This window comes from Bradyrhizobium sp. BLXBL-03 (assembly GCF_051853015.1).
Lineage (GTDB): Bacteria > Pseudomonadota > Alphaproteobacteria > Rhizobiales > Xanthobacteraceae > Bradyrhizobium > Bradyrhizobium manausense.
In genome coordinates, this window is sequence record NZ_CP182470.1 from 1,897,920 (window position 1) to 1,919,090 (window position 21,171).

General features: G+C 64.4%; 18 protein-coding genes. 6 read left to right on the top strand and 12 right to left on the bottom strand.

Annotated features, from left to right (window positions below):
• Positions 1 to 41 precede the first annotated feature (41 nt).
• Positions 42 to 503 carry an Lrp/AsnC ligand binding domain-containing protein gene (locus ACNJX9_RS09085; protein WP_057744667.1) on the top strand — a complete coding sequence of 154 codons (462 nt, stop codon included), beginning with the start codon at positions 42 to 44 and terminating at the stop codon, positions 501 to 503.
• A gap of 167 nt (positions 504 to 670) precedes the next feature.
• Here the strand turns inward: ACNJX9_RS09085 and ACNJX9_RS09090 are convergent, their stop codons facing one another.
• The 4 genes from ACNJX9_RS09090 to ACNJX9_RS09105 form a co-directional block, all read right to left on the bottom strand.
• On the bottom strand, positions 671 to 871 hold the full coding sequence (locus ACNJX9_RS09090) for a cold-shock protein (protein WP_008134691.1): 201 nt from the start codon (positions 869 to 871) through the stop codon (positions 671 to 673).
• 195 nt (positions 872 to 1,066) lie between these two features.
• Positions 1,067 to 1,375 (bottom strand): SorB family sulfite dehydrogenase c-type cytochrome subunit, encoded by a 309-nt coding sequence (sorB, locus tag ACNJX9_RS09095; protein WP_439408505.1) that lies wholly within the window; start codon positions 1,373 to 1,375, stop codon positions 1,067 to 1,069.
• A 12-nt stretch (positions 1,376 to 1,387) separates the two neighbouring features.
• Positions 1,388 to 2,587 carry a SorA family sulfite dehydrogenase catalytic subunit gene (gene sorA / locus ACNJX9_RS09100; protein ID WP_439408506.1) on the bottom strand — a complete coding sequence of 400 codons (1,200 nt, stop codon included), beginning with the start codon at positions 2,585 to 2,587 and terminating at the stop codon, positions 1,388 to 1,390.
• Positions 2,588 to 2,827: 240 nt separating this feature from the next.
• On the bottom strand, positions 2,828 to 4,564 hold the full coding sequence (locus tag ACNJX9_RS09105) for an adenylate/guanylate cyclase domain-containing protein (protein WP_439408507.1): 1,737 nt from the start codon (positions 4,562 to 4,564) through the stop codon (positions 2,828 to 2,830).
• Between the two features lie 444 nt (positions 4,565 to 5,008).
• Between ACNJX9_RS09105 and ACNJX9_RS09110 the strand changes: the two genes are divergently transcribed.
• Positions 5,009 to 6,583, top strand: a complete 1,575-nt coding sequence (locus tag ACNJX9_RS09110; protein ID WP_439410030.1) for a glycosyltransferase family 39 protein — start codon at positions 5,009 to 5,011, stop codon at positions 6,581 to 6,583.
• On the opposite strand, the gene ACNJX9_RS09115 is transcribed toward ACNJX9_RS09110, so the two are convergent.
• Together ACNJX9_RS09115 and ACNJX9_RS09120 are read right to left on the bottom strand one after the other, a co-directional pair.
• A complete protein-coding gene (locus ACNJX9_RS09115; protein WP_439408508.1) occupies positions 6,492 to 7,520 on the bottom strand; it encodes a YcjF family protein in 1,029 nt (342 codons plus the stop codon). The genes ACNJX9_RS09110 and ACNJX9_RS09115 overlap by 92 nt on opposite strands.
• On the bottom strand, positions 7,517 to 8,986 hold the full coding sequence (locus ACNJX9_RS09120; RefSeq protein WP_057744680.1) for a YcjX family protein: 1,470 nt from the start codon (positions 8,984 to 8,986) through the stop codon (positions 7,517 to 7,519). The genes ACNJX9_RS09115 and ACNJX9_RS09120 overlap by 4 nt, the downstream gene beginning before the upstream one ends.
• Before the next feature lie 197 nt (positions 8,987 to 9,183).
• Between ACNJX9_RS09120 and trhA the strand changes: the two genes are divergently transcribed.
• On the top strand, positions 9,184 to 9,879 hold the full coding sequence (gene trhA, locus ACNJX9_RS09125) for a PAQR family membrane homeostasis protein TrhA (RefSeq protein ID WP_439408509.1): 696 nt from the start codon (positions 9,184 to 9,186) through the stop codon (positions 9,877 to 9,879).
• 51 nt (positions 9,880 to 9,930) lie between these two features.
• Positions 9,931 to 10,725, top strand: coding sequence for an SDR family oxidoreductase (locus tag ACNJX9_RS09130; protein ID WP_057744682.1), 795 nt, complete (start codon positions 9,931 to 9,933; stop codon positions 10,723 to 10,725).
• A 122-nt stretch (positions 10,726 to 10,847) separates the two neighbouring features.
• Here the strand turns inward: ACNJX9_RS09130 and mdlC are convergent, their stop codons facing one another.
• The 4 genes from mdlC to ACNJX9_RS09150 form a co-directional block, all read right to left on the bottom strand.
• Complete coding sequence (gene mdlC / locus ACNJX9_RS09135; protein ID WP_439408510.1) at positions 10,848 to 12,470, bottom strand: benzoylformate decarboxylase; 1,623 nt, start codon at positions 12,468 to 12,470, stop codon at positions 10,848 to 10,850.
• Positions 12,471 to 12,620: 150 nt separating this feature from the next.
• A complete protein-coding gene (locus ACNJX9_RS09140) occupies positions 12,621 to 13,472 on the bottom strand; it encodes an FAS1-like dehydratase domain-containing protein (RefSeq protein ID WP_439408511.1) in 852 nt (283 codons plus the stop codon).
• A 15-nt stretch (positions 13,473 to 13,487) separates the two neighbouring features.
• On the bottom strand, positions 13,488 to 14,585 hold the full coding sequence (locus ACNJX9_RS09145) for a CaiB/BaiF CoA transferase family protein (RefSeq protein ID WP_439408512.1): 1,098 nt from the start codon (positions 14,583 to 14,585) through the stop codon (positions 13,488 to 13,490).
• Positions 14,586 to 14,594: 9 nt separating this feature from the next.
• Positions 14,595 to 15,764: an acyl-CoA dehydrogenase family protein gene (locus tag ACNJX9_RS09150; protein ID WP_057744694.1), complete on the bottom strand. Its 1,170-nt coding sequence runs from the start codon at positions 15,762 to 15,764 to the stop codon at positions 14,595 to 14,597.
• A 125-nt stretch (positions 15,765 to 15,889) separates the two neighbouring features.
• Here ACNJX9_RS09150 and ACNJX9_RS09155 point away from each other — a divergent pair, with 125 nt between their 5' ends.
• A complete protein-coding gene (locus ACNJX9_RS09155; RefSeq protein ID WP_439408513.1) occupies positions 15,890 to 16,810 on the top strand; it encodes a LysR substrate-binding domain-containing protein in 921 nt (306 codons plus the stop codon).
• A gap of 229 nt (positions 16,811 to 17,039) precedes the next feature.
• Here ACNJX9_RS09155 and ACNJX9_RS09160 read toward each other — a convergent pair whose 3' ends face one another.
• Both ACNJX9_RS09160 and ACNJX9_RS09165 read right to left on the bottom strand, forming a co-directional pair.
• Positions 17,040 to 18,314 (bottom strand): cytochrome P450, encoded by a 1,275-nt coding sequence (locus ACNJX9_RS09160; protein ID WP_439408514.1) that lies wholly within the window; start codon positions 18,312 to 18,314, stop codon positions 17,040 to 17,042.
• A gap of 68 nt (positions 18,315 to 18,382) precedes the next feature.
• Positions 18,383 to 19,648 (bottom strand): cytochrome P450, encoded by a 1,266-nt coding sequence (locus ACNJX9_RS09165; protein WP_057744703.1) that lies wholly within the window; start codon positions 19,646 to 19,648, stop codon positions 18,383 to 18,385.
• A 374-nt stretch (positions 19,649 to 20,022) separates the two neighbouring features.
• Here ACNJX9_RS09165 and ACNJX9_RS09170 point away from each other — a divergent pair, with 374 nt between their 5' ends.
• Positions 20,023 to 21,171 carry a YjgN family protein gene (locus ACNJX9_RS09170; protein WP_439410031.1) on the top strand — a complete coding sequence of 383 codons (1,149 nt, stop codon included), beginning with the start codon at positions 20,023 to 20,025 and terminating at the stop codon, positions 21,169 to 21,171.

The window sequence follows — 21,171 nt, forward strand, 5'->3', positions numbered from 1 at the left end:
CTTAAGAAATGAAGATGATAGGCACTCTGGCCAGATAAAATATGGAACTTGATCGTATCGACCGGAGAATCCTCTCGATTTTGCAGGAAGATGGGCGAATCGCCAATGTCGAGCTCGCCGAGCGCATCGGCCTGTCGCCGACCTCGATCGGCGAGCGGCTGAAGCGCCTGCAGCGCGAGGGGTTTGTCGAAGGCTATGGGGCGCGGCTCAATCCGCACCGGCTTGGCCTCGGCCTGCTCGTGTTCGTCGAGGTGCTGCTCGACAAGACCACACCGGAGAATTTCGAGCGCTTTGCGCGCGCGGTCAAACTCGCGCCCGAAGTGCTGGAGTGTCACATGGTTGCAGGCGGCTTCGACTATCTGGTGAAGGCGCGGCTCGCCGACATGACCGCGTATCGGCGCTTCCTCGGCGAGACCTTGCTGTCGATGCCGGGCGTGCGCGAGACGCGCACTTATGCGGTGATGGAGGAGATCAAGCGCGACGCACCGTTGCCGGTGGGCTGACCACATGCGGTCGCGATTGTCGTTGCTGCGGCGTCGATCGGCGATCTCTCGAGGCCAATAGCCCTCTGCGCGCAATCGCAACGCCTGTCGTCGAATGCACGGATCGTCTTCGAAATTTTCTTGGCCTCACTCCCGGACAGATCCGGGAGGCAGCAAAAGCTGGCGGCTTATACTTTGAGGTTCTCTGCGGAAGTCTTGCCCCGGTTTGCGATCTCTTCGTATTCCACCGTCTGTCCTTCGTTCAGGGACGACAGACCGGCTTTCTGCACTGCCGAGATATGCACGAACACATCTTTGCCGCCCGACGCAGGCTGGATAAATCCATAACCCTTGGTCGGGTTGAACCACTTGACCGTACCTTTAGCCATCACGACTTCTCCGCGGGTCTTCCTCCGAGATCACGAACCGCCAGTCCCCGCCAACCGGCCGGTTCGGTCCTACAGGATACGCGGAATGTGGCGGGCTTGGTAGATCAAACCACATCCGCATTTTGCCAAATTCGCTCAACTTCGCGGCGTTTTTGGCTGATTTGCCCGTTTCGCGGTCAATTGAGCCCGATGCCGTCAATAAGTCGCGGCCAGATAGTCCACGATCTTGCCGACATCGGCATCGTCGATCGGCGCGCCATAGACCTTGATCATCTTGGTCACCTCGGCCTGCCAGAACGCTTTTTTGTCCTTCATCGGCGGCTGCGTGGCGATGTAGTCGGACGAGTGGCAGGCGGCGCAATTGCCCTGAACCACCTCGAGATTGGGCCCCGGCTTGAAGGTCGCGACCTCATCCGGCGTCTTGTAATTGACCGGCGCGGCAAGGGCCGAGCCCACCACAGTGACAAATGCAAGCATGGTGGCGAGGAGAACGGTGCGCTGCATGATCATTCTTCCTCAGGCGACGGTGACGCGGGTGGTTTCGACGACGTTGCGCAAATAACCCGCGGGGTTCCAGCGCGGTGTGTCCGGCTGCGTCTCGCCGGAATTGCTGGTGGCGCGCACCTTGAGCTCAAGCTGGCCGGCCGCGAGCTTCACCGGCAGCTTCCATTCGCGGAACGAATAATTGCCGAGATCCTTGCCGAGCTTGGCGGAGGTCCATGTCTTGCCCCCATCGGTGGAGACCTGGACGTCCTTGATGCCCTTGCCGCCGTCGAAGGCGATGCCGCGCAGCGTCGTGCGTCCCGCCTTCAGCTTGGCGCCATCGGTCACGCTGGTGATGAAGGAGCGGATGGTGAAGCGGTTGATCGGGATCGTCGCCTTCGGTGTCGTGCCGGGCTCGACCGAATTGTCCGGGGTGTCCGGAATCCGGTAGGCCGACTTCATCCAGAAGCCGTCATAGACGCTGTCGATGACGGTGATCTCGTTGAGGTGCTTGACCCAGTAGGTGCCGTAATAGCCAGGCACCACCAGGCGCAGCGGGAAACCATTGAGGAACGGCAGATCCTCGCCATTCATGCCATAGGCCAGCATCACCTCGCCATCGGTGGCGTGCGCGAGATCGAGCGCCTTGGTGAAGTCGGGCGTCTTGTCGCTGACCGGGCCATCCATGCCGCCGAATACGACCTGCTTGGCACCGGCCTGCACGCCGGCCATGTCGAGCACGGTCTTGAGCGGCACACCGCGCCAGCGCGCATTGCCCATCGCGCCATTGGCGAGCTGGCCGCCGGCGACGCGCGGCTCGGAGAAGCCGCGGCTGTTGCCGGAGCACTGGTTGACGGCGACGATCTCGGTCGCCTTCATCGTCCTGATGTCCTTCAGCGACAGTTTCAGCGGCTTGTCGACCTTGCCCTTGACCTCGAGCGTGAACTTGTCAGGGTCGAGATTGTAGGGGAGATCAGCCAGGTGATAACGCACGAAGAACGCGTTGTTCGGCGTGATCGGGCCGTCATTGAAGATCGCAAACGGCGTCTCGAGCTGCGGCGGGCGGCTGGTGAGGCCGATCATCGGCCGCTTCTGCGGATATTTCACCAGCGGCCGCTCGCCATTGGCGAACGGCAGGGTGACGGTGTCGAGGGCCAGCGCCTTGGTGGAATTCAGTGTGGCCGCCACGGCGGCAAGGCCCGCTCCTTTGAGCAGGTCGCGTCGGTCGAACATTCAGGTCTCCTCCCGGAGCTTTCGTTGGCTCGCGGTCATCACCGCAACACCCGCGCTCATCTGTCGCAACGAGTCATATGAAGTCAATTCGTGCTTTCGCAGCAAGCCCATGTCGCTGCGTTGCAGCAGGGCGGTGTTGGGCGAGATGCTTCTTTTTTCTTCACCTCTCCCGCATCCGCCTTCGCCAAGGCTTCGGCGGACAAGAGCGGGAGAGGGAGCGCACCTTCCGCATGGCTCGCATCAGGCCGCGACGCGTTCGCCGCCGGCGACGACCGCGGACAATGTCCTGGTGTCCACGACCACCCGCACCATCATCGGCTCGTCGCGACCGCGGATCGCGACCTCCTGGTTCGGCAGCGCATCCTCGTGAAGACCGGCAGTGCGGCGGACCTCGTCCGAGACGATCGCCTCGCACTGAAGCGTTTTCGTCATGTCCTGGAGCCGGGCGGCAACGTTCACGGCATCGCCGAGCGCGGTGAAGACGATGTGGTCGCGATAGCCGATGTCGCCGATGATGACCTCGCCGCCATGGACGCCGACGCCGAAGCGGATCGGCTGGCGCAGATCGTGGCTCAGGAGCTCGTTCAGCTCGTCCACATGGGTCGCAATGCCGGCGACGGCCTTGAGCGCCTGCCGGCAGGCGGTTTGCGGATCACAGGTCAAGCCGAACAGCGCCAGCATGCCGTCGCCGACGAACTGGTTCGGCTGGCCGCCATTCTCGATCACGGCCTGCGATACCGCGCCCAGGAAACGATTGACGATGAAGACGGTGTCGAAGGGCAGCCGCTTCTCGGCCAGCTGCGTCGAGCCGCGCATGTCGACGAACAGGCTGACGAGATAGCGCTCCTGGCCAATTCGTGCCGGCGAGGACGCCTGCGCATTGGCCGCTAGCGTGTGCGGCATGAACAGCTGGAAGAAGGAGAGGTCGCAGTTCGGCCGCAGCTGGCAGGCAAGCCGGATCGAGGGATCGGCGGTACCGACGCGGGCCAGCACGAAGGCCTCGCGCTGCGAGGGCTCGGGCAGCGCGCCGTGGTCGCCGATGATGCGGATGCGGCAGGTCGAGCAGCGGGCCCGGCCGCCACAGACGCTGGCATGCGGCACGTTGTGGCGCAGGCTCGCTTCCAGCACGGAGAGGCCCTTCGGGACTCGCACCGTCTTGCCGTTGCCGTAGGACAGCGAGATCATGCCGCCGCGCCGCTCGCGCCAGCCGCGCACCCCGCGTGCGAGCATCACCAGCCCGAGCAGGCCGAAATAAGCGATCGTCAGTCCACCGGTGATGCGGTCGAGCGTATCGGCCTGTGCGAAAGTGCCGACCTCGCGCTGCGTGTAATTTTGCCGGCGCCAATCGCCGTCCTCGCTGTCGGCGGCGACACTGCGGCCACCCTGGTAGATGCCGAGCAGCGCCAGCGTCGGGATCAGCACGGCAGCCGCCAACAGGTACGGCGCCACACGAGCGAAGAACGGCTTCAGCCGCAGCCAGAAATAGATGCCGATACAGCCGTGGACCCAGGCGACGATTAGCAGGATCGTCATCGTCCAGAGCCGACCGGGCGCCGCGACGAAGAACAGATAGAGCTCCTGCGGATAGAGCTTCTCGTGGCCGTACAGCGCCTGGCCCAGCCGGATGCCGATCACATGCGCCATCACCAGCGCTGGGATGCTCAGTCCCAGCACCAGCTGCAGCGGCTCGATCGTCCGCCAGCGGAACTGGCGGCGCTGGTACAGCGCATAGACGCCGAGACCCATATGGGTGAGCGCCGCGCCATAGAACAGGATCGTCACGGGGAGGAACTGCCAGAACGCGGTGTGGTAGTAGACCCCGACCTGCATGGCATCGACCGAGATGTTGCCGAGCGCATGGTTGAGGAAATGGCTGACCACGTAAGCGAACAGGATGACGCCGCAGAGCAGCCGCACCTGCCGCGCGCTGGTCGAACGGACGAGTTCGGGCAATCGTGAAAGCGCGGTCGTGGCCATGATTCGGGTTGTACCAGTTCACCGATGAGAACAGCCAGCGGAGAGTTAAATTCCGCCCTTGATCGGATCCTCCGATCACATGCGCGGCAAGGTTACGTAAGGGTAAGCATTCGCGGCTTGCGTAGGGTGGGCAAAGGCGCTCTGTCGTCCCGGACACGTATTGTAGGGTGGGCAAAGCTTCAGCCGCAGCTCGAAGAGCGAAGGCGGAAGCGTGCCCACCATTGGAGGTAAGGGAAAATCGTGGGCACGGCGCACGAGCGCCTTTGCCCACCCCACGGGTTCTACGGTTGTTGCGAGACGGCACACACCGCATCGGTGGCCACATTGACTCCCCCTCCCAAGTCGGGGAAAAGCGCGGCCGTGACGCTTGCTTTCGACATCACCGCAAAACCCGATGGCGCATCGCGCCGGCCGCTCATCGTGGCCGCGCTGGTGATCGCTGCGATGACCGTGCTGCGCATGGTCTATGCCTCTGCCATCGAGCTGCGCACCGACGAGGCCTATTACTGGACCTGGTCGAAGGAGGGAGCGCTGAGCTTCCTCGATCATCCGCCCGGCATCGCCTGGCTTATCCGCTTCGGGACCCTCATTTTCGGTGACACCGCGCTCGGCGTCCGCTTCGGTGGCATCGTCGCGATGCTGGTGACGCAGTGCCTGCTTGCCGACATCGTCCGCCGCCTCACCCATGATGCGCGCGCGATCGCGATTGCGGTGCTGATGCCGGAGGCTGCGCTCTATTACGGCCTGTTGATGGCCAAGGTCGCGCCCGATGTCGCCATGATTCCGTTCGCAGTGGCGATGATGTGGTCGCTGGTGCGACTTGCACAAAGCGGCGACGGCCGCTGGTGGCTCGCGGCCGGCCTGTTCGCCGGCCTGGCGCTGCTCTCGAAATTCACCGTCGTCATGTTCGCGCCTGCGGTCGCCGCCTTTCTGCTGGTGCCGGAGTGGCGCTGGCGCTGGCTGCGCAGCCCGTATCCTTACCTTGCGCTGCTGATCGCAATCGCCGTGTTCTCGCCGGTCCTGATCTGGAACGCGCGGCACGACTGGGCCTCGTTCCGTTTCCAGGGCGTGCGCGCCACCGCCAATTACGGCATTTCGCTGCGCACCCTCGGCGATTATATCGGCCTGCAATTCGGCCTCGTCGGTTTCGTCATGCTGCCGGTGGTGCTGTCCGGTCTGGTGATGACGGCGTGGCGCGGCTATCGCTCGCGCGAGCCGGTTGCGATCCTGCTGTCGACGGCGGTGCTGGTGCCGTTCGTCTATTTCTTCTTCAAGTCGCTGACGCTCAGGGTCGGCGACACCTGGCCGATGTTCATGTGGCCGGTTGGCTTCGCGGCCGCCGCGGTGAACCTTGCGATGATGCCTGGAGAAGGCTGGTCGACGCGGGCGATCCGCTCGGGCATGTTCTGGGTGAACACGGCGCTGGTGTCGGGGATCGCCTTCGTCGTGATCGTGTTCCTCTATTACGTCGCCGCGCCCTGGAATTTCCTCGGCAGGATGGATCCGATCGGCGCCGAGGCCGGCTTTGAGCAGGTCGCCGCGCGTGCGCAGGCCGCGCTCGATGAGACCGGTGCAACCTGGATCGCGACCACGGACTACCGCACCTACGCCATGATGCGCTGGCTGTTCAGGGGGCGCGTGCCCGTGGTGGAAATCAATGAGCGCGGCCGCTTCCAGGATTTTCGCGATCCCGGCATGGACAGGATCGAAGGCCATACCGGACTCTATATCGGCCGCCAGCCCGACGATCGTTCATCGCTGTGGGCGACGATCCCCGCCAGGCGCGAGCCGCTTGGCCAGGTCGAGCGCCGCTGGCGCGGTGTCCTGACCGACACCTATACCCTCGACAAGCTCACCGGATGGACCCCGGAGCTCACCCCGCCAAAGGACTCGCCGCTGTTTCAGTGGCGCGTGCTGGCTCTAAGGGCTAGTCCCCGTCCTCTTTCTTTCGCAACAAATCCGTCGCCAGGTCCGACAGTTTCGGCGGCGGCAGCGCGGCGAACGGCAGCGGCCTCGTAACGTCGATCGCGGCCAGGCCCAGCCGCGCCGTCAGCAGGCCGTTGAGCATGCCTTCACCGAGCCGCTGCGACAGCTTTGCTGCGATCCCGTGGCCGAGCATCTGCTGCACCAGGCTGTCGCTGGCGGCGAGGCCGCCGGTGATGGCGAGATGGGCGATGACGTGGCGAAGCAGGCGGATCATGCCGAGCGCGCCGGGCCGGCCGCCATAGAGCCGGGCAAGCTGGCGGATCAGGCGCAGCGAGGCCACGAACACGAACAGCACGTCGAACAGCGCGCGCGGCGACACCGCCGTGACGATCGACACGCGCTGCGCGGCCGACGATACCAGCCGCCGCGCCTCCGCATCGAGCGGCGACATCAATTCGCGCTCGGCGAGCCGGATCATGTCGGCGCCGTCGATGATCTCGCCGCCGTGGCTTTCCAGCGCGGCACGGGCGCGCGCGAGCTGCGGATTCTGGTGCGCGATCGCGATCAGATCCTTGACGACGGCGCGGCTCTCCTTGCGATCGTCGCTTAACAGCACGCCTGCGGCGCGCGCGTGCAGTTTTTCGATCGTTGCCAATCGCGCCAGCCCGAACGCCTCGCGCCCGATCACAACCGCGAGTGCCAGCATGGTGACGAACGCGAGCGCAAGCCCGACAAAGCCGAGGCTTTCATTGCGCGCAAACAGATCCTCGATCAGACGCACCACGCCGAGTCCGGTGCCGAGCAGCGTGAGGCCGGCGACGCCGGACCAGAACAGCGCGCCCCAGCGAAAGCCGCGCCGCACGGGGAGCGCCGTTTCGATCGGCACCGGCAGGGCCTGTGGATCGTGCTCCGGCGTGATCTGGATCGTGGCGCGGCCGAGCCGGCTGGTCTCGTCGGCTTCGGTGACGACGACATCGGGATCGTCGAGCCGGAACGTCGCCGGCCGCCGTGGCTTCGAGCGGTCGTTCATGCGAGCTTGTCTCCGATCAGGAACTGCAAGGCACGGTCGAGGCGGATGTGCGGCAGCGCCGGCTCGTCCGTCCCCTCGTGGTCGAGCTTGGGCGGGCGGAAGCGCAGGAAGCGGAAATCGCTCTTCTCGGCGGCTTCGGTGGCGAGGCCGCGGAACGCATCGGTGCCGTTGAACAGTGGTTCGGGATCATCAGGCAGATCGCCAGGAAAGGTCGCGACCTCGGTGTTGCCGTCGAAGAACTCGCCGTTGGCGCTCTCGCCCGCGGCCGGCGTGCCCAGGATCGAGGGCAATTTATCGCGGCCATGTGCAACCTGTGCCTCACGCGTGGCGCGCACGGCGGCAAGTGCCACCACGTCGATCGCAGCGCCGGTGTCTTCGGCGCGCGCGACGGCGCGCGTGACCGCGCGGCGCAGCACGGCCTCGAGGCGGTCGTGGCTGGAATGATGCAGATGGTCCGCTTTCGTCGCCGCGAACAGGATGCGGTCGATGCGCGGCCTGAACAGGCTGGAGAGGAAGGTGCTGCGGCCGATGTTGAAGCAATCGAGAATGCCTGCCAGCGCCGCTTCAAGGTCGTGCAGCGCTTCGGGCCCCGCGTTGAACGCGGCGAGCGCGTCGGCCAGCACGATCTGGCGGTCGAGCCGGGCAAAATGATCGCGGAAGAACGGCCGCACCACAATGTCCTTGTAGGCTTCAAAGCGGCGCACCATCATCGCCCACAGCGATCCCTCGGGTGCTTGTCCGGCTGCGGGCACGTCGAGCGGCGCGAAGGTCAGCGCCGGCGTATCGGCGAGACTGCCGGGCATCAAAAAGCGGCCGGGCGGCAACAGGCTCATGGCGAAGCGCTCGTCGCGACAAGCACGCAGATATTTTGTGAAGAGCTTTGCAGCCGTGAGCGTTGCCTGCTCGTCCTCGCGGGCTTCGGGTTTCAGCGTCGCCAGATGCGCGTGCCAATCGGCGGCGAGATGCGCGCGCGGCGTCTCGCGCGACAGCGCCAGGCTCTCCGACGACCATTGCTGGTAGCTTTTCTGCAGCAGGGGCAGGTCGAGCAGCCATTCACCGGGATAGTCGACAATGTCGAGCGTCAGCGTGCGGTCCGCGCCGTTCTGGCGCTGGTAGTCGATGACGAGACGTAGCTCGCTGATGTCGACGGTCGAGCTCGGCCAGCGCCGCTCCTCGATCAGTGCGCGCAGATGGCTCTCGTAGGAGAAGCGCGGCACGGCATCGTCAGGCTGCGGCGCCAGATGCGCCCGCGCGATCCGGCCCGATGAATAGGCCTCGAACACCGGAAACCGGCCGCCGCGCGTCAACCCGTGGATCAGCGCGGTGATGAATACGGTCTTACCGGCGCGCGACAGGCCGGTGACACCAAGACGCACCGTCGGATTGAAGAAGTGCTCGCCATAGTCGATCAGCGCCCGGGCCGACAGGCGCGCCTCCTCGACCATATCCTGGAAACTGAATGCCATCTTGACTTAACGCAGGGATGTTGGAGGCGAGCGATCTCGGGCGGGCAGAACAGTGAAGCTGTTCACAAAAGTGGCAATTAAGTGGGGAAAATCAAGCTTCATACTTCCACCGCCTTTGTCGGCGATTAGCCGGTTGAACGACGCGCTGGTTCCGAAAGACCGATAGCACAGGGCACCACTTCACGTTGCGGATGGCCATGACCGTGTTCAGATTGAAACAGCTCGCATCCAGCTCCGTCCACGCCGCGGCCGACGTGATCGGCTGGAATTACGACCGCGCCGAGCTGATCGCCGACGGCATCATCCATGGAATCGGCGTGCTCGCAGGCATCATCGCTGCGACCGTGCTGGTGGTGCTGGCGGCGGTCTATGCCGATACCGCCGACATCGTCGGCGTCTCGATCTATGTCGCGGGTCTGCTCTCGATGCTGGTGCTGTCCGCGACCTATAATCTCTGGCCGGTCTCACCCGCCAAATGGCTGCTGCGCCGCCTCGATCATTCCGCGATCTATCTTCTGATCGCCGCGACCTACACGCCGTTCATTCTGGAGGTGAGGGACAGCGCGTTCGCGCTGGTGCTGCTCGCGGGCGTCTGGTGCGTCGCAATTCTCGGCATCGTGCTGAAACTGTTCTGCCCCGGCCGGTTTGATCGTGTCTCGGTCGGCATCTATCTCGTCATGGGCTGGAGCGGCGTGATGCTCTACGTGCCCGTGGTGCAGGCGCTGCCCGCGCTCGCGCTGGGCTTCATCCTTGCCGGCGGCCTGCTCTACAGTCTTGGCGTGATCTTCCACGCCTGGCGGCGGTTGCGTTTCCAGAACGCGATCTGGCACGGCTTTGTCTTGGCCGGCGCGGCGTGCCATTATACGGCCGTGCTCGACCTTGTGCTGAACTGAGCACGTCCCGCGAGGCGGGATAATACCAATAAAGACAAGAGGAGACGTCGCATGCAGGTGACCGGCAAGGTCGTGGTCGTCACGGGCGGCGCCAACGGCATCGGCAAGGCGCTGTGCGAGGCCTTTCACAAGGCGGGTGCTGCCAAGGTCGTGGTTGCGGACATGGATGCCGCCAACGCGCGCGCCGTCGCCGCCACGGTCGACGGCGCGGCGTTCAGATGCGACGTCGCGCAGGAAAAGGAGATCGCCCACGTCATCGAGGAGAGCGAGCGGCAGTTCGGGCCCATTGATCTGTTCTGCTCCAACGCCGGCATCGGCGGCGGCTTCGATCCGATGTCGGTCAACGCCGGCGGCGCCTCCGACGAGCCGTGGCAGCGCAGCTGGGCGATCCACGTCATGGCGCATGTCTATGCTGCCAGGCATCTGATCCCCCGCATGAAGGCGCGCGGCGGCGGCTATTTCCTCAACACCATCTCGGCCGCGGGCCTGCTGTCGCAGGTCGGCAGTCCGGCTTACTCCACCACCAAGCACGCCGCGGTGGGCTTTGCCGAGAACCTCGCGATCTCGCACAAGGCCGACAACATCAAGGTCTCGATCCTCTGCCCGCAGGGCGTCGACACCAACATGCTGCGCTCGATCCCGAAGGGCCCGCAATCCGGCGACGGCGACCTCACGCCCGAGCAGGTGGCGAAGGACGTGCTCGCCGGCCTCGAGCAGGAGACGTTCCTGATCCTGCCGCACCCGCAAGTGCTCGGCTACATGCGCAAGAAGACCGAGAACTACGACCGCTGGATCGGCGGCATGGCCAAGATCCAGGCCAAGATGCGGGAGGAGTTCGGGAAGTGACCGTCAGGTCATCCCGGGGCGGTCCACAGGACCGAACCCGGGATCTCGGGATTCCGGGTTCGATGCTGCGCATCGCCCCGGAATGACATTGTAGATGCAGCTCCATCCGGGCTACGGCACTGTCAATGCTTCTGCCCGTACAGCACGGGCACCGCCGAATCCACGACGACCTCCACAAGGCTCGTGCCCTCAAACGTCATCCCGCGCTTCAGCGCCGCGCCCAGCTCCGCGGCCTTGCTCACCCGCACCGCATGGCAACCCATCCCCTCCGCGAGCCGGACGAAGTCGATGCCCGGCAGCTCCAGCCCCGGCACGTTGCGCACCTGCATCACCTGGCTGAACGAGCGCATCGCGCCGTAACCGGAATTGTTGATGACGACGATGGTCAGCGGCAGCTTGCGTTGAGCGGAGGTCCACAGCGCCTGGATCGAATACATCGCCGAGCCATCGCCGATCAGGCAAACGGTGCGCTGCTTCGGCTTGCCGAGCGCCATGCCGACGGCGGCGGGCAGCGAATAGCCGAGGCCGCCGCTCGACATCGTGTAAAAACTATCCTGGCCGGGCATCGGCAGAAACTTTTGCATCGCCGGGCGGTGTGAGGGCACTTCCTCGACGAGTGACGCGCCCTCCGGCATCGCCTGGGACAGCGCGTGCAGCAGGAACTCGACCGGCAGCGGATCGGCGGCCTGTGGCGCCGGCGGCAGTGTGCGTCCCTTTGGCGCCGCGCGTTGGCTTTCGGGCAGCAGGTCGAGCAGCGCGGTGAGGGCGGGCTTCATCGTGGCGATGATGCTGGTGCCTGATGGTGTCACCGCGGCCGCATCCGGATCATCGGTGATCTGGAAGATGGTGGCGCCGCCATCGAAGATCGCGGCATGGCCCTCGACGTGAAAGGTGAAAACGGGCGCGCCGATCACGACGACGAGATCGTGCTCGCGCAGCGCATCGGAGAGCTGCGCCGGCGAGGCGTGCAGGAAGCCCGCGAATTGCGGATGCCGCTCTGGAAACGAGCAGCGCGCCGAGAACGGGCTGACCCAGACGCTCGCCTTGGCCTTCTCGGCAACCCGCACCATCAGGTCCACAGCGCCGGCGCGATCGACACCAGGGCCGACGACGAGGGCAGGGTGCTTTGCGATAGCGAGCGCGGCGGCCAGCGCCTTCATCGCATCTAGCTCGGGCCCGATCTCGCGACTGACCCTGCGGGCCTCGACCGGAGCGGTTGCGTGCGTCCAGTCGTCGATCGGGATCGACACGAAGGTCGGCCCGCAGGGCGGCTGCATCGCGGTGTAATAGGCCCGCGCGATCGCGGCCGGCACGTCCTCGGGCCGGGCCGGCTCGACGCTGTACTTCACATAGGGCCGCGGAAACTCCGAGGCGCGCTCGGCATAGAGGAAGGCCTGCAGCGGCAGGATCGAACGCGCCTGCTGGCCGGCGGTGATCACCAGCGGCGTCTGGTTGCGATGCGCGGTGTAGATGTTGCCGAGCGCGTTGCCGACGCCGGCGGCCGAATGCAGATTGACGAAGCCCGCATTGCGGGTTGCCTGCGCATAACCGTCGGCCATGCCCACGGCGGAGGCCTCCTGCAGCGCCAGCACATAGTCGATGTCGTCAGGCCAGTCGGAGAGGAACGGCAGCTCGGTCGAACCGGGATTGCCGAACACTTTTGTGATGCCGAAGGCGCGCAGCAGGTCGAGCGTCGCCTGCTTGACGGTGACGGACTTGCTGCCGGTCTTGCCGTTTTTGGCCATTGGTTTCCGTGCCCTGTTGTTTATAGAAGCTAGCAGCCTCACCCCGTCATTGCGAGGAGCCCTTGCGACGAAGCAATCCAGACTGCCTCCGCGGAGGGATTCTGGATTGCTTCGCTGCGCTCGCAATGACGAGGAGGAGGCAGGGATGGCTTACCACACCGCCGTCCCCTTCATCGTCGGCTGGCCTTCCGCATTCGCGGTCCACAACTCCATGCCCGCCTCGGTCTCGTTGGCGTTGACGGAAAACTCGCCGCCCTCGAACAGCGGCTGCACGCCGCGATAGGTGAATTTCTTCGGCGCCGAGCCGCCTCGAAGTTTCGCCGCCATCTCGATGATCAGCGCCGCCTGCAACGGGCCGTGAAAGATCAGGCCCGGATAGCCCTCGACCTTGGTGACGTAGTCGCGGTCGTAATGGATGCGGTGACCGTTGAAGGTCAGCGCGGAGTAACGAAACAACAGCACGGGATCGGAGACGTGCGTCGTCCGATGCTGCGCCTTCGGCGGCGGAGCCGGCGCCTTCGCAGCCGTCGGCGCGCTGCCCGTCACCTCGCGATAGACGATGTCCTGCCGCTCGCGAATGGCAATGCCACGCGGGGACGTGACGATATGCTCGACCGAGACGAAGCAGAGCGTGCCGGTCGATCCTGTCTTCACCTGCACGTCGGCAATGCGTGAGGTCCGGGTCGATTCATCGCCGACGCGCAGCGGTTGCAGGAACTCGATCTCGCCGCCGGCCCACATCCGGCGCGGCAACGGCACCGGGGGCAGAAAGCCGCCGCGGGTCGGGTGGCCGTCGGGCCCGAGCATCGACATTGGAAAGACCGGCTGCGCCAGGCACCAATGCACCGTGAACGGCGCCGCATCCCCCGCTTTTGGTTCGCCGATCTCCTGGAACAGCGTCGCGCGCAGCCCTTTGACGAGCTGCGCGGTGACGATGTCTGTGGCCTCGGAGCTGCGTCCGATCCATTGCCTGAGGTGATCGATGTCGAGCTTTCCGGTCATGATGCCTCGCTCTTGTTACTTCCTGGGATTTTCACCGATCGCGGGCACCGGGCCATAGTAGCGCGTCTCGCCGACGATAACAGGCGCCGGCGCGGGATAGCTGACGCGGCCGTTCGGCGTCTCGACCTCGATGCGGCGCAGATGCGGGTGGTTGGTGAGGTCGGCCATGGTGTTGACCTCGGCGAAGGCGATGTCGGCGTCCGACAATCGCTTCAACAACTCGTCGCGCGTCATCTTGCCGAAAATCTCCGCAACCGTTGCGTCGGTGAAATCGCGGTTGCGCACGCGCTCCACCATGTTGGCGACGCGGGGATCCGCAGGGAGATCAGGCTGGTCCAGCACCTCGGCGCAGAGCGTCTTCCACTCGCGCTCGCTCTGGATCGAGATCAAAATGTCCTTGCCGTCCTTCGACGTGAACACGCCATAAGGCGCGATCGAGGGATGACGCAGCCCCATGCGCTTCGGCGGATTGCCGGCCTCGGCATTGAGCAGCGGCACGGTGCACCAGTCCGCCATTACGTCGAACATGGAGATGCGAATGTCGCAGCCCTTGCCGGTGCGCCCGCGCGCGATCAGTGCCTCCAGGATCGCGGCGTGCGCGGTGGCGCCGGTCGCGACGTCGACGATGGACATGCCGACGCGTGAAGCGCCATCAGGATTGCCGGTGATCGAGGCGAGGCCGCTCTCGGCCTGGATCAGGAGGTCATAGGCCTTGCGATGGGCGTAGGGGCCCTCGTCGCCATAGCCGGTGATGGTGCACGAGATCAGCTTCGGATAGTCCTTCAGCAGCCGCTCGCGCGAGAAGCCGAGCTTGTCCATCGAGCCCGGCTTGAGGTTCTGCACCAGCACGTCGGCGCTGGCGATCAGCTTTTCCAGTTCAGAGCGGCCCTCCTGGGTGGCAAGATCGACCACGACCGATTGCTTGCCGCGGTTGAGCCAGACGAAATAGCTGCTCTGGCCCTTGGCCGCCGCATCGTAGCCGCGGGCGAAATCGCCCTCCGGCCGTTCGATCTTGATCACTTCCGCGCCCGCATCAGCAAGGCGCGACGAACAGAACGGCGCCGCCACCGCCTGCTCGACCGCAATCACCCTGATCCCGTCCAATGCTCCCATGGTGCGACCTCAGTAGGAGCGGGGCATGCCGAGCACGTGCTCGGCAACATAGGACAGCACGAGGTTGGTCGAGATCGGCGCGACCTGATAAAGCCGCGTCTCGCGGAATTTGCGCTCGACGTCATATTCCTCGGCAAAGCCAAAACCGCCATGGGTCTGGATGCAGGCATTCGCCGCTTCCCAGGACGCATCCGCCGCCAGCATTTTTGCCATGTTGGCCTCCGCGCCACAGTCGAGCCCTGCCTCGTATTTGCGCGTCGCTTCCTTCACCATCAGTTCGGCCGCGCGCATCGAGGCATAGGCCTTGGCGATCGGAAACTGGATGCCCTGATTTTGGCCAATAGGACGGCCGAACACCGAGCGCTCTTTCGCGTAATTGGTGGCCTTGGCAATGAACCACTTGGCGTCGCCGATGCATTCGGCGGCGATCAGGATGCGCTCGGCATTCATGCCGGAGAGGATGTAGCGAAAGCCCTTGCCTTCCTCGCCGATCAAGTTCTCCGCCGGCACCTTCATGTCGGTGAAGAACACCTCGGTGGTGGCGTGATTCATCATGGTGCGGATCGGGCGGATCTCGAGGCCGTTGTTCTTGGCCTCGCGCATGTCGACGATGAACACGGACAGACCATCGGTGCGCTTCTTGGCCTGCTCCTTCGGGGTGGTGCGCGCCAGCAGCACCATCAGGTCGGAATGCTCGGCGCGGCTGGTCCAGATCTTCTGGCCGTTGACGATGTAGCTGTCGTTGCCTTCCTTGCGCGCAAAGGTTTTCAGCGAAGAGGTGTCGGTGCCGCTGGTCGGCTCGGTGACGCCGAAGGCCTGCAGCCGCAGTTCGCCGCTGGCGATCTTCGGCAGATATTTTGCCTTCTGCTCGGCATTGCCGTGCCGGAGCACGGTGCCCATCGTGTACATCTGGGCATGACAGCCGCCGCCGTTGCAGCCCGCGCGCTGGATCTCTTCGAGGATCGCCGCCGCCGCGGACAGCTTCAGGCCGGCACCGCCATACTCTTCCGGGATCAGCACCGAGAGATAGCCGGCCTCGGTCAGCGCGTCGACGAAGGCCTTCGGGTAGGCCATCTCGCGATCGAGCTTGCGCCAGTATTCGCCGGGAAACTGCGCGCAGAGCTTTGCAACGGCTTCGCGGATGTCGGCGTAATCTTCGCTGTGGTGTTGTTCGCTCATGGCGTTTCCTGTTTGGTGCGGCAGTCAAGATAACGCCGGCCGATCCTCTGGCGTTGTGAAAACATCGCCAGCCCCCTATGCTCATTTGCTATAGCCTATGGAGTAGCCTTCCAGGATTGGCAAGTATGGATTTCCGGCAGCTCAGGACCTTCAGTTGCGTGGCGGAGCTCGGCAGCCTTTCCAAGGCCTCCGACACGTTGCGCGTGGCGCAGCCGGCGCTGTCGAGGCAAATCAAGCTCCTGGAGCACGAACTGCGCACGGAACTGTTCACCCGCAACGGCCGCGGCATGGTGCTGACCGAGGCCGGCCGGCTTCTGCTGGCGCGCACCTCCGGCATCGTGCGGCAGATCGACCAGATCCGCGACGACATCCAGTCGGCCAAGGGCCCGCCCTCGGGACAGGTCGTGCTCGGGCTGGTTCCGACCGTGAGTTGCGTGCTGTCGGCGCGCTTTGCGCGGCGCTGCGTCGAGACGTTTCCCGGCATCTCGCTGCGCATCGTCGAGAGCTACAGCGGCCATCTGGTCGAATGGCTGCATCGCGGCGAGATGGATCTCGCCATCCTTTACGGCCGCTCCGCCGATCTGCATCTCAATGTGCAGAGCCTGGGACGCGACAACATCGTCGCGGTCGGCCCGCGCGGCTGCGGCCTTGCGCGCAAGAAGAGCGTCGATATCGGCTGGCTGCTGCGGCAGCGCCTGGTGCTGCCCAGTCACTCCCACGGCCTCCGCGCGCTGATCGAGCACGCCGCCGCGCAGCGCAAGATCAAGCTCAACGTCCAGCTCGAGGCGGATTCGTTCCGGGTGCTGACGAGCCTCGTCGCGGAAGGCCTCGGCTTCGCGCTGCTGCCGCCCTCGTCGGTCCATGCCGAGGTCGCCGACGGGCGGCTGGAAACCGCCGTCGTCTCCAAGCCGATGACACGCGAGCTCATTTTCGCCTCTCCGATCGAGCGCCCACCTTCGACAGCGTCTCTCGCCATCACCGCGCTCCTGCGCGACGAGGTCGCCGCCTGCCGCAAGGACGGCGTGTGGGACATCAAGCTGAGTTAGATGCTTTCAGAGCGGTTTAGGACAGATGGGCGTAGGGGGGCCATCGCATGTTGTGCGAGCTGTCATGCCGGAATTTTATAGCTGGAGTGTCCGCGAGTTGCCGCTGCGCCTGAGACAGGCAACTGCACCCGAGGCCCCGTCATTGCGAGCGCAGCGAAGCAATCCAGAGTCTCTCCGCGGCGGGATTCTGGATTGCTTCGCTTGCGCTCGCAATGACGGATGATAGAGCCTACCCCGGAATTCTCACCGGCAGCGTCTCATATCCCTTGATGAAGCTGGAATAGATCCGCTTGGGCTCGCCGACCACCTCGATGCGGTCGAACCGCTTCAGCATCTCTTCCCAGACGATGCGCAGCTGCAGCTCGGCGAGCCGCATCCCGACGCAGCGATGGATGCCGAAGCCGAAGGAGAGATGGGTGCGCGGTCGGGCGCGGTCGATGATGAAATCGTTCGGCCGCTCGATCATCTCCTCGTCGCGGTTGCCCGAGACGTACCACATCACGACGCGGTCGCCCTTCTTGATCTGCTTGCCGCCGATCTCGGTGTCCTGCAGCGCCGTGCGGCGCATATGCGCCAGCGGCGTCTGCCAGCGGATCACCTCGGGCACCATGGTGTCGATCAGCGCGGGGTTGGCCCGCAGCTTGTCGTATTGTTCGGGATTTTCGTTCAGCGCCAGCACCGAGCCGGTCATGGTGTTGCGCGTGGTGTCATTGCCGCCGACGATGAGCAGGATGATGTTGCCCATCAGATTGTCGGGGTCCATGTAGCGGGTCGCCGGGTTGTGCGCCATCAGCGACAGCAAATCGTTGCGCGGCTCGGAATTGACGCGCTCGTTCCACAGCTTGGACATGTAGGCGTAGCACTCGTCCATCTCGCGGCGGCGCTCCTCGGCCGAGGCGACGATGCCGCTCTTGGGCAGCGCGGTCGAGACGTCGGACCAGCGCGTCAGCTTGCGCCGTTCCTCCCAGGGGAAGTCGAACAGGGTCGCCAGCATCTGCGTCGTCAGCTCGATCGAGACGCGCTCGACGAAATTGAAGGTCTCGTTGCGCGGCAGATTGTCCAGCACGGTCTGCGAACGCCGGCGGATCAGCTTGGCCAGCTCGTCCAGATGCTGAGGGGTGAACATCGGCGACACGGTCTTGCGCTGCGCCGAGTGCTTCGGCTGGTCCATCGCGATGAAGCTCGGATAGTCGTAGCCCTCAGGCACGTCGCGGATCGCGATGCCGCCGAGCGTCGAGTCCGAGGAGAAGATGCCGTGATTGGTGTCGACATGCATGATGTCGTTGTATTTCACCACCGACCAGTACGGCTCGATCGGCGCGTTGGTGCAGTAATGCACCGGCTCTTCCTTGCGCAGCCGCTCGAACCACGGCCACAGCGTGTCGTCCTGGAACAGCCTGGGAGCACCGGGGTGGAATTGCGACAACGGCGTTGCATAGGCCTCCTCACGCGCGCGCCGCATGCGTTCGGCTTTGTCCACTTTAACCGGCGCTTGGATGTTCATTGTGGTGCTCCAGGTTGGTTCCTTCTTCGCCTCTCCCCGTCGGAACGGGGAAAGGGAGACTTCTTCGTTCACGCCGCAATCTTGACCGGCAGCGTTTCCAAACCCTTCACGAAGCTCGAATACACCCGCTTCGGCTCGCCGACCACGTCGATATGGTCGAACCGCTTCAGGATCTCCTCCCAGATAATCTTGAGCTGGAGCTCGGCAAGCCGCAGGCCGACGCAGCGGTGGATGCCGAAGCCGAAGGACAGATGCGTGCGCGGGCGGGCGCGGTCGATGATGAAGTCGTAGGGCTTCTCGATCACCTCTTCGTCACGGTTGCCCGAGACGTACCACATCACGACCTTGTCGCCTTTCTTGATCTGCTTGCCGCGGAACTCGAAATCGGTGAGCGCGGTGCGGCGCATATGCGCGAGCGGCGTCTGCCAGCGGATCACCTCGGGCACGAAGCTGTCGAGCAGATCAGGGTTGTCGCGTAGCTTGCGGTATTGCTCCGGATGCTGGCTCAGCGCGAGAAGCGAGCCCGACATGGTGTTTCGCGTGGTGTCGTTGCCGCCGACGATCAAGAGGATGAGATTGCCGAGGAAGTTCTTCGCGTCCATATGGCGCGTCGCGTCGCTGTGCGCCATCATCGACAAGAGGTCGCTCTTCGGCGGCTGCTCGATGCGCTCCTTCCAGAGCCGCGCGAAATATTGCGCGCATTCCGTCAGCTCGGCCTGTCGCTCGTCCTCGGTCGCGACGAGTCCATCGGGGCCGGGAATGGTGGTGGCGATATCGGACCAGCGCGTCAGCTTGCGGCGGTCCTCCCAGGGAAAATCGAACAGGACGGCGAGCATCTGGGTGGTCAGCTCGATCGAGACCTGGTCGACCCAGTCGAACACTTCGCCCACAGGCAGATTGTCCAGGCACTCGGCCGAGCGCTTGCGGATGTTGATCGCGAGATTGTCCAGATGCGTCGGCGTGAACATCGGCGCCACGGTCTTGCGCTGCGCGGCGTGACGCGGCGGGTCCATCGAGATGAAGCTTTCGCGCCGCAGGTCCGGATCGATGTCGCGGATGGTGATGCCGCCCAGTGCCGACGCCGAGGAGAACACCGCATGATTGGTCTCGATCTCCATGATGTCGTTGTAACGCGTCACCGACCAGTACGGTCCGAACATGGAGTCCTTGCAATAGTGCACGGGATCTTCGCGGCGCAGCCGGTCGAAATAGGGCCAGAACGTATCGGTCCTGAACAGCTCGGGGTCACCGGGATCGAATTGCTCCAGCGGAAGCGATGACGCGCGCTCGCGCAATGCGTCGAGCTTTGCCGCGCTTTCCATGGTCCCGTGCATGACCGTTCTCCCTGACGTCGACCGCGCGATTTTTGTGAATTCTGCTCTGCGGTATTTGAACCGCAATTACAACGCGTTACGTGCGTCGGAGCAAGGGACAGTTTTGCCGCAAGATGAGGTGCGTAGCCCGGATGGAGCGCAAGCGTAATCCGGGATTCTGGCCGCCATTGATGCTGCCCCGGATTGCGCTTCGCTCTATCCGGGCTACGGGACATCCACGAACGTGATCTCCAGCACGCTCAGCCAGTGAAATCCTATCAGAAATCGCTCAAAACCGAGGTAAATCGAACCCGCTCATCTTGGGGATCTACTAATCTCTGATCTATAGTTTGAGCGAGAACGCTCCGCATCCAGAGGTTGCAGCCGTGAACGACATGCAATGGACCCCCATCGGCCCTTCCGAACCGGTCCCGCCGCCGTTGCCGCCCACACGGGTCGATTTCACCGGCAATCGCACCGAGTTCCGCAAGATGGTGACCAAGGGTGCCATGCTGGAGCTCGTGACCTTCGGCTTCTACCGGTTCTGGCTCGTTACCGACATCCGCCGCCATTTGTGGTCGAACACGTCCATCGACGGCGACGCTGCCGAATACACCGGCCGCGCCAAGGAGCTGCTGGTCGGCTTTCTGTTCGCGCTCGCGATCCTGATGCCGATCTATCTCGCCTATTTCCTCGTCGGCATCGAGTTCGAGCGCTGGCAGGGCTTTGCCTCGACGCCGCTGTTCATCTCCTTCTACGCCTTCGGCCAGTTCGCGATCTTTCGCGCGCGCCGGTACCGGCTGACGCGCACGGTCTGGCGCGGGGTGCGCTTCTGGATGGACGGCTCCGGCTGGGCCTATTCGTTCCGCGCGATGCTGTGGGGCGTCCTGGTGTTCCTGACGCTCGGCCTGGCGCTGCCATGGCGCGAGGCGTCGCTGGAGCGCTACAAGATGCAGCACACGCATTTCGGCGACCTGCAAGGCGATTTCGAAGGTAGCGGCTGGGAGTTCTTCAAGCGCGGCTGGTGGATCTGGCTGCTCACTCCGATCGCAGTGTTGATCTTCCCGCTCGCGCCGTTCCTCTATGCCGAGTTCAAGGCGCGCGAATGGCGCTGGTGGCTGAACGGCCTCCGCATCGGCGGCGTCAGTCTGTCCTCTGAGCTGCCGCACAACGCCTTCTACGGCCTCTACTGGAAGATGGTCGGCTGGTGGGTGCTGCTCTCGGTCCTGTTCGGCGCCTATCTCGGCGGAGCCACCGTGCTCACCGTCAAGCTGAGCGGCGTGCCGGCCGAGCAGTTGTTCGGACCCGGCCAGGCCGCCAAGAGCATTCCGATGTTGGTGATCATGGTGATCGGCTATTTCGCGCTGGCGCTTGCGATGAACATCATCATGCGGGTCTATCTTCAGCGCGATCTCTGGGCCATGGTGCTGGAGACCGTCGAGGTGCACGATATCGGAGCCATGGCCGACGTCCGCGCCAGCGGCGAGCTCGCCAGCGCACTCGGCGAAGGTTTTGCCGATGGTCTCGATGTCGCGGGATTCTAG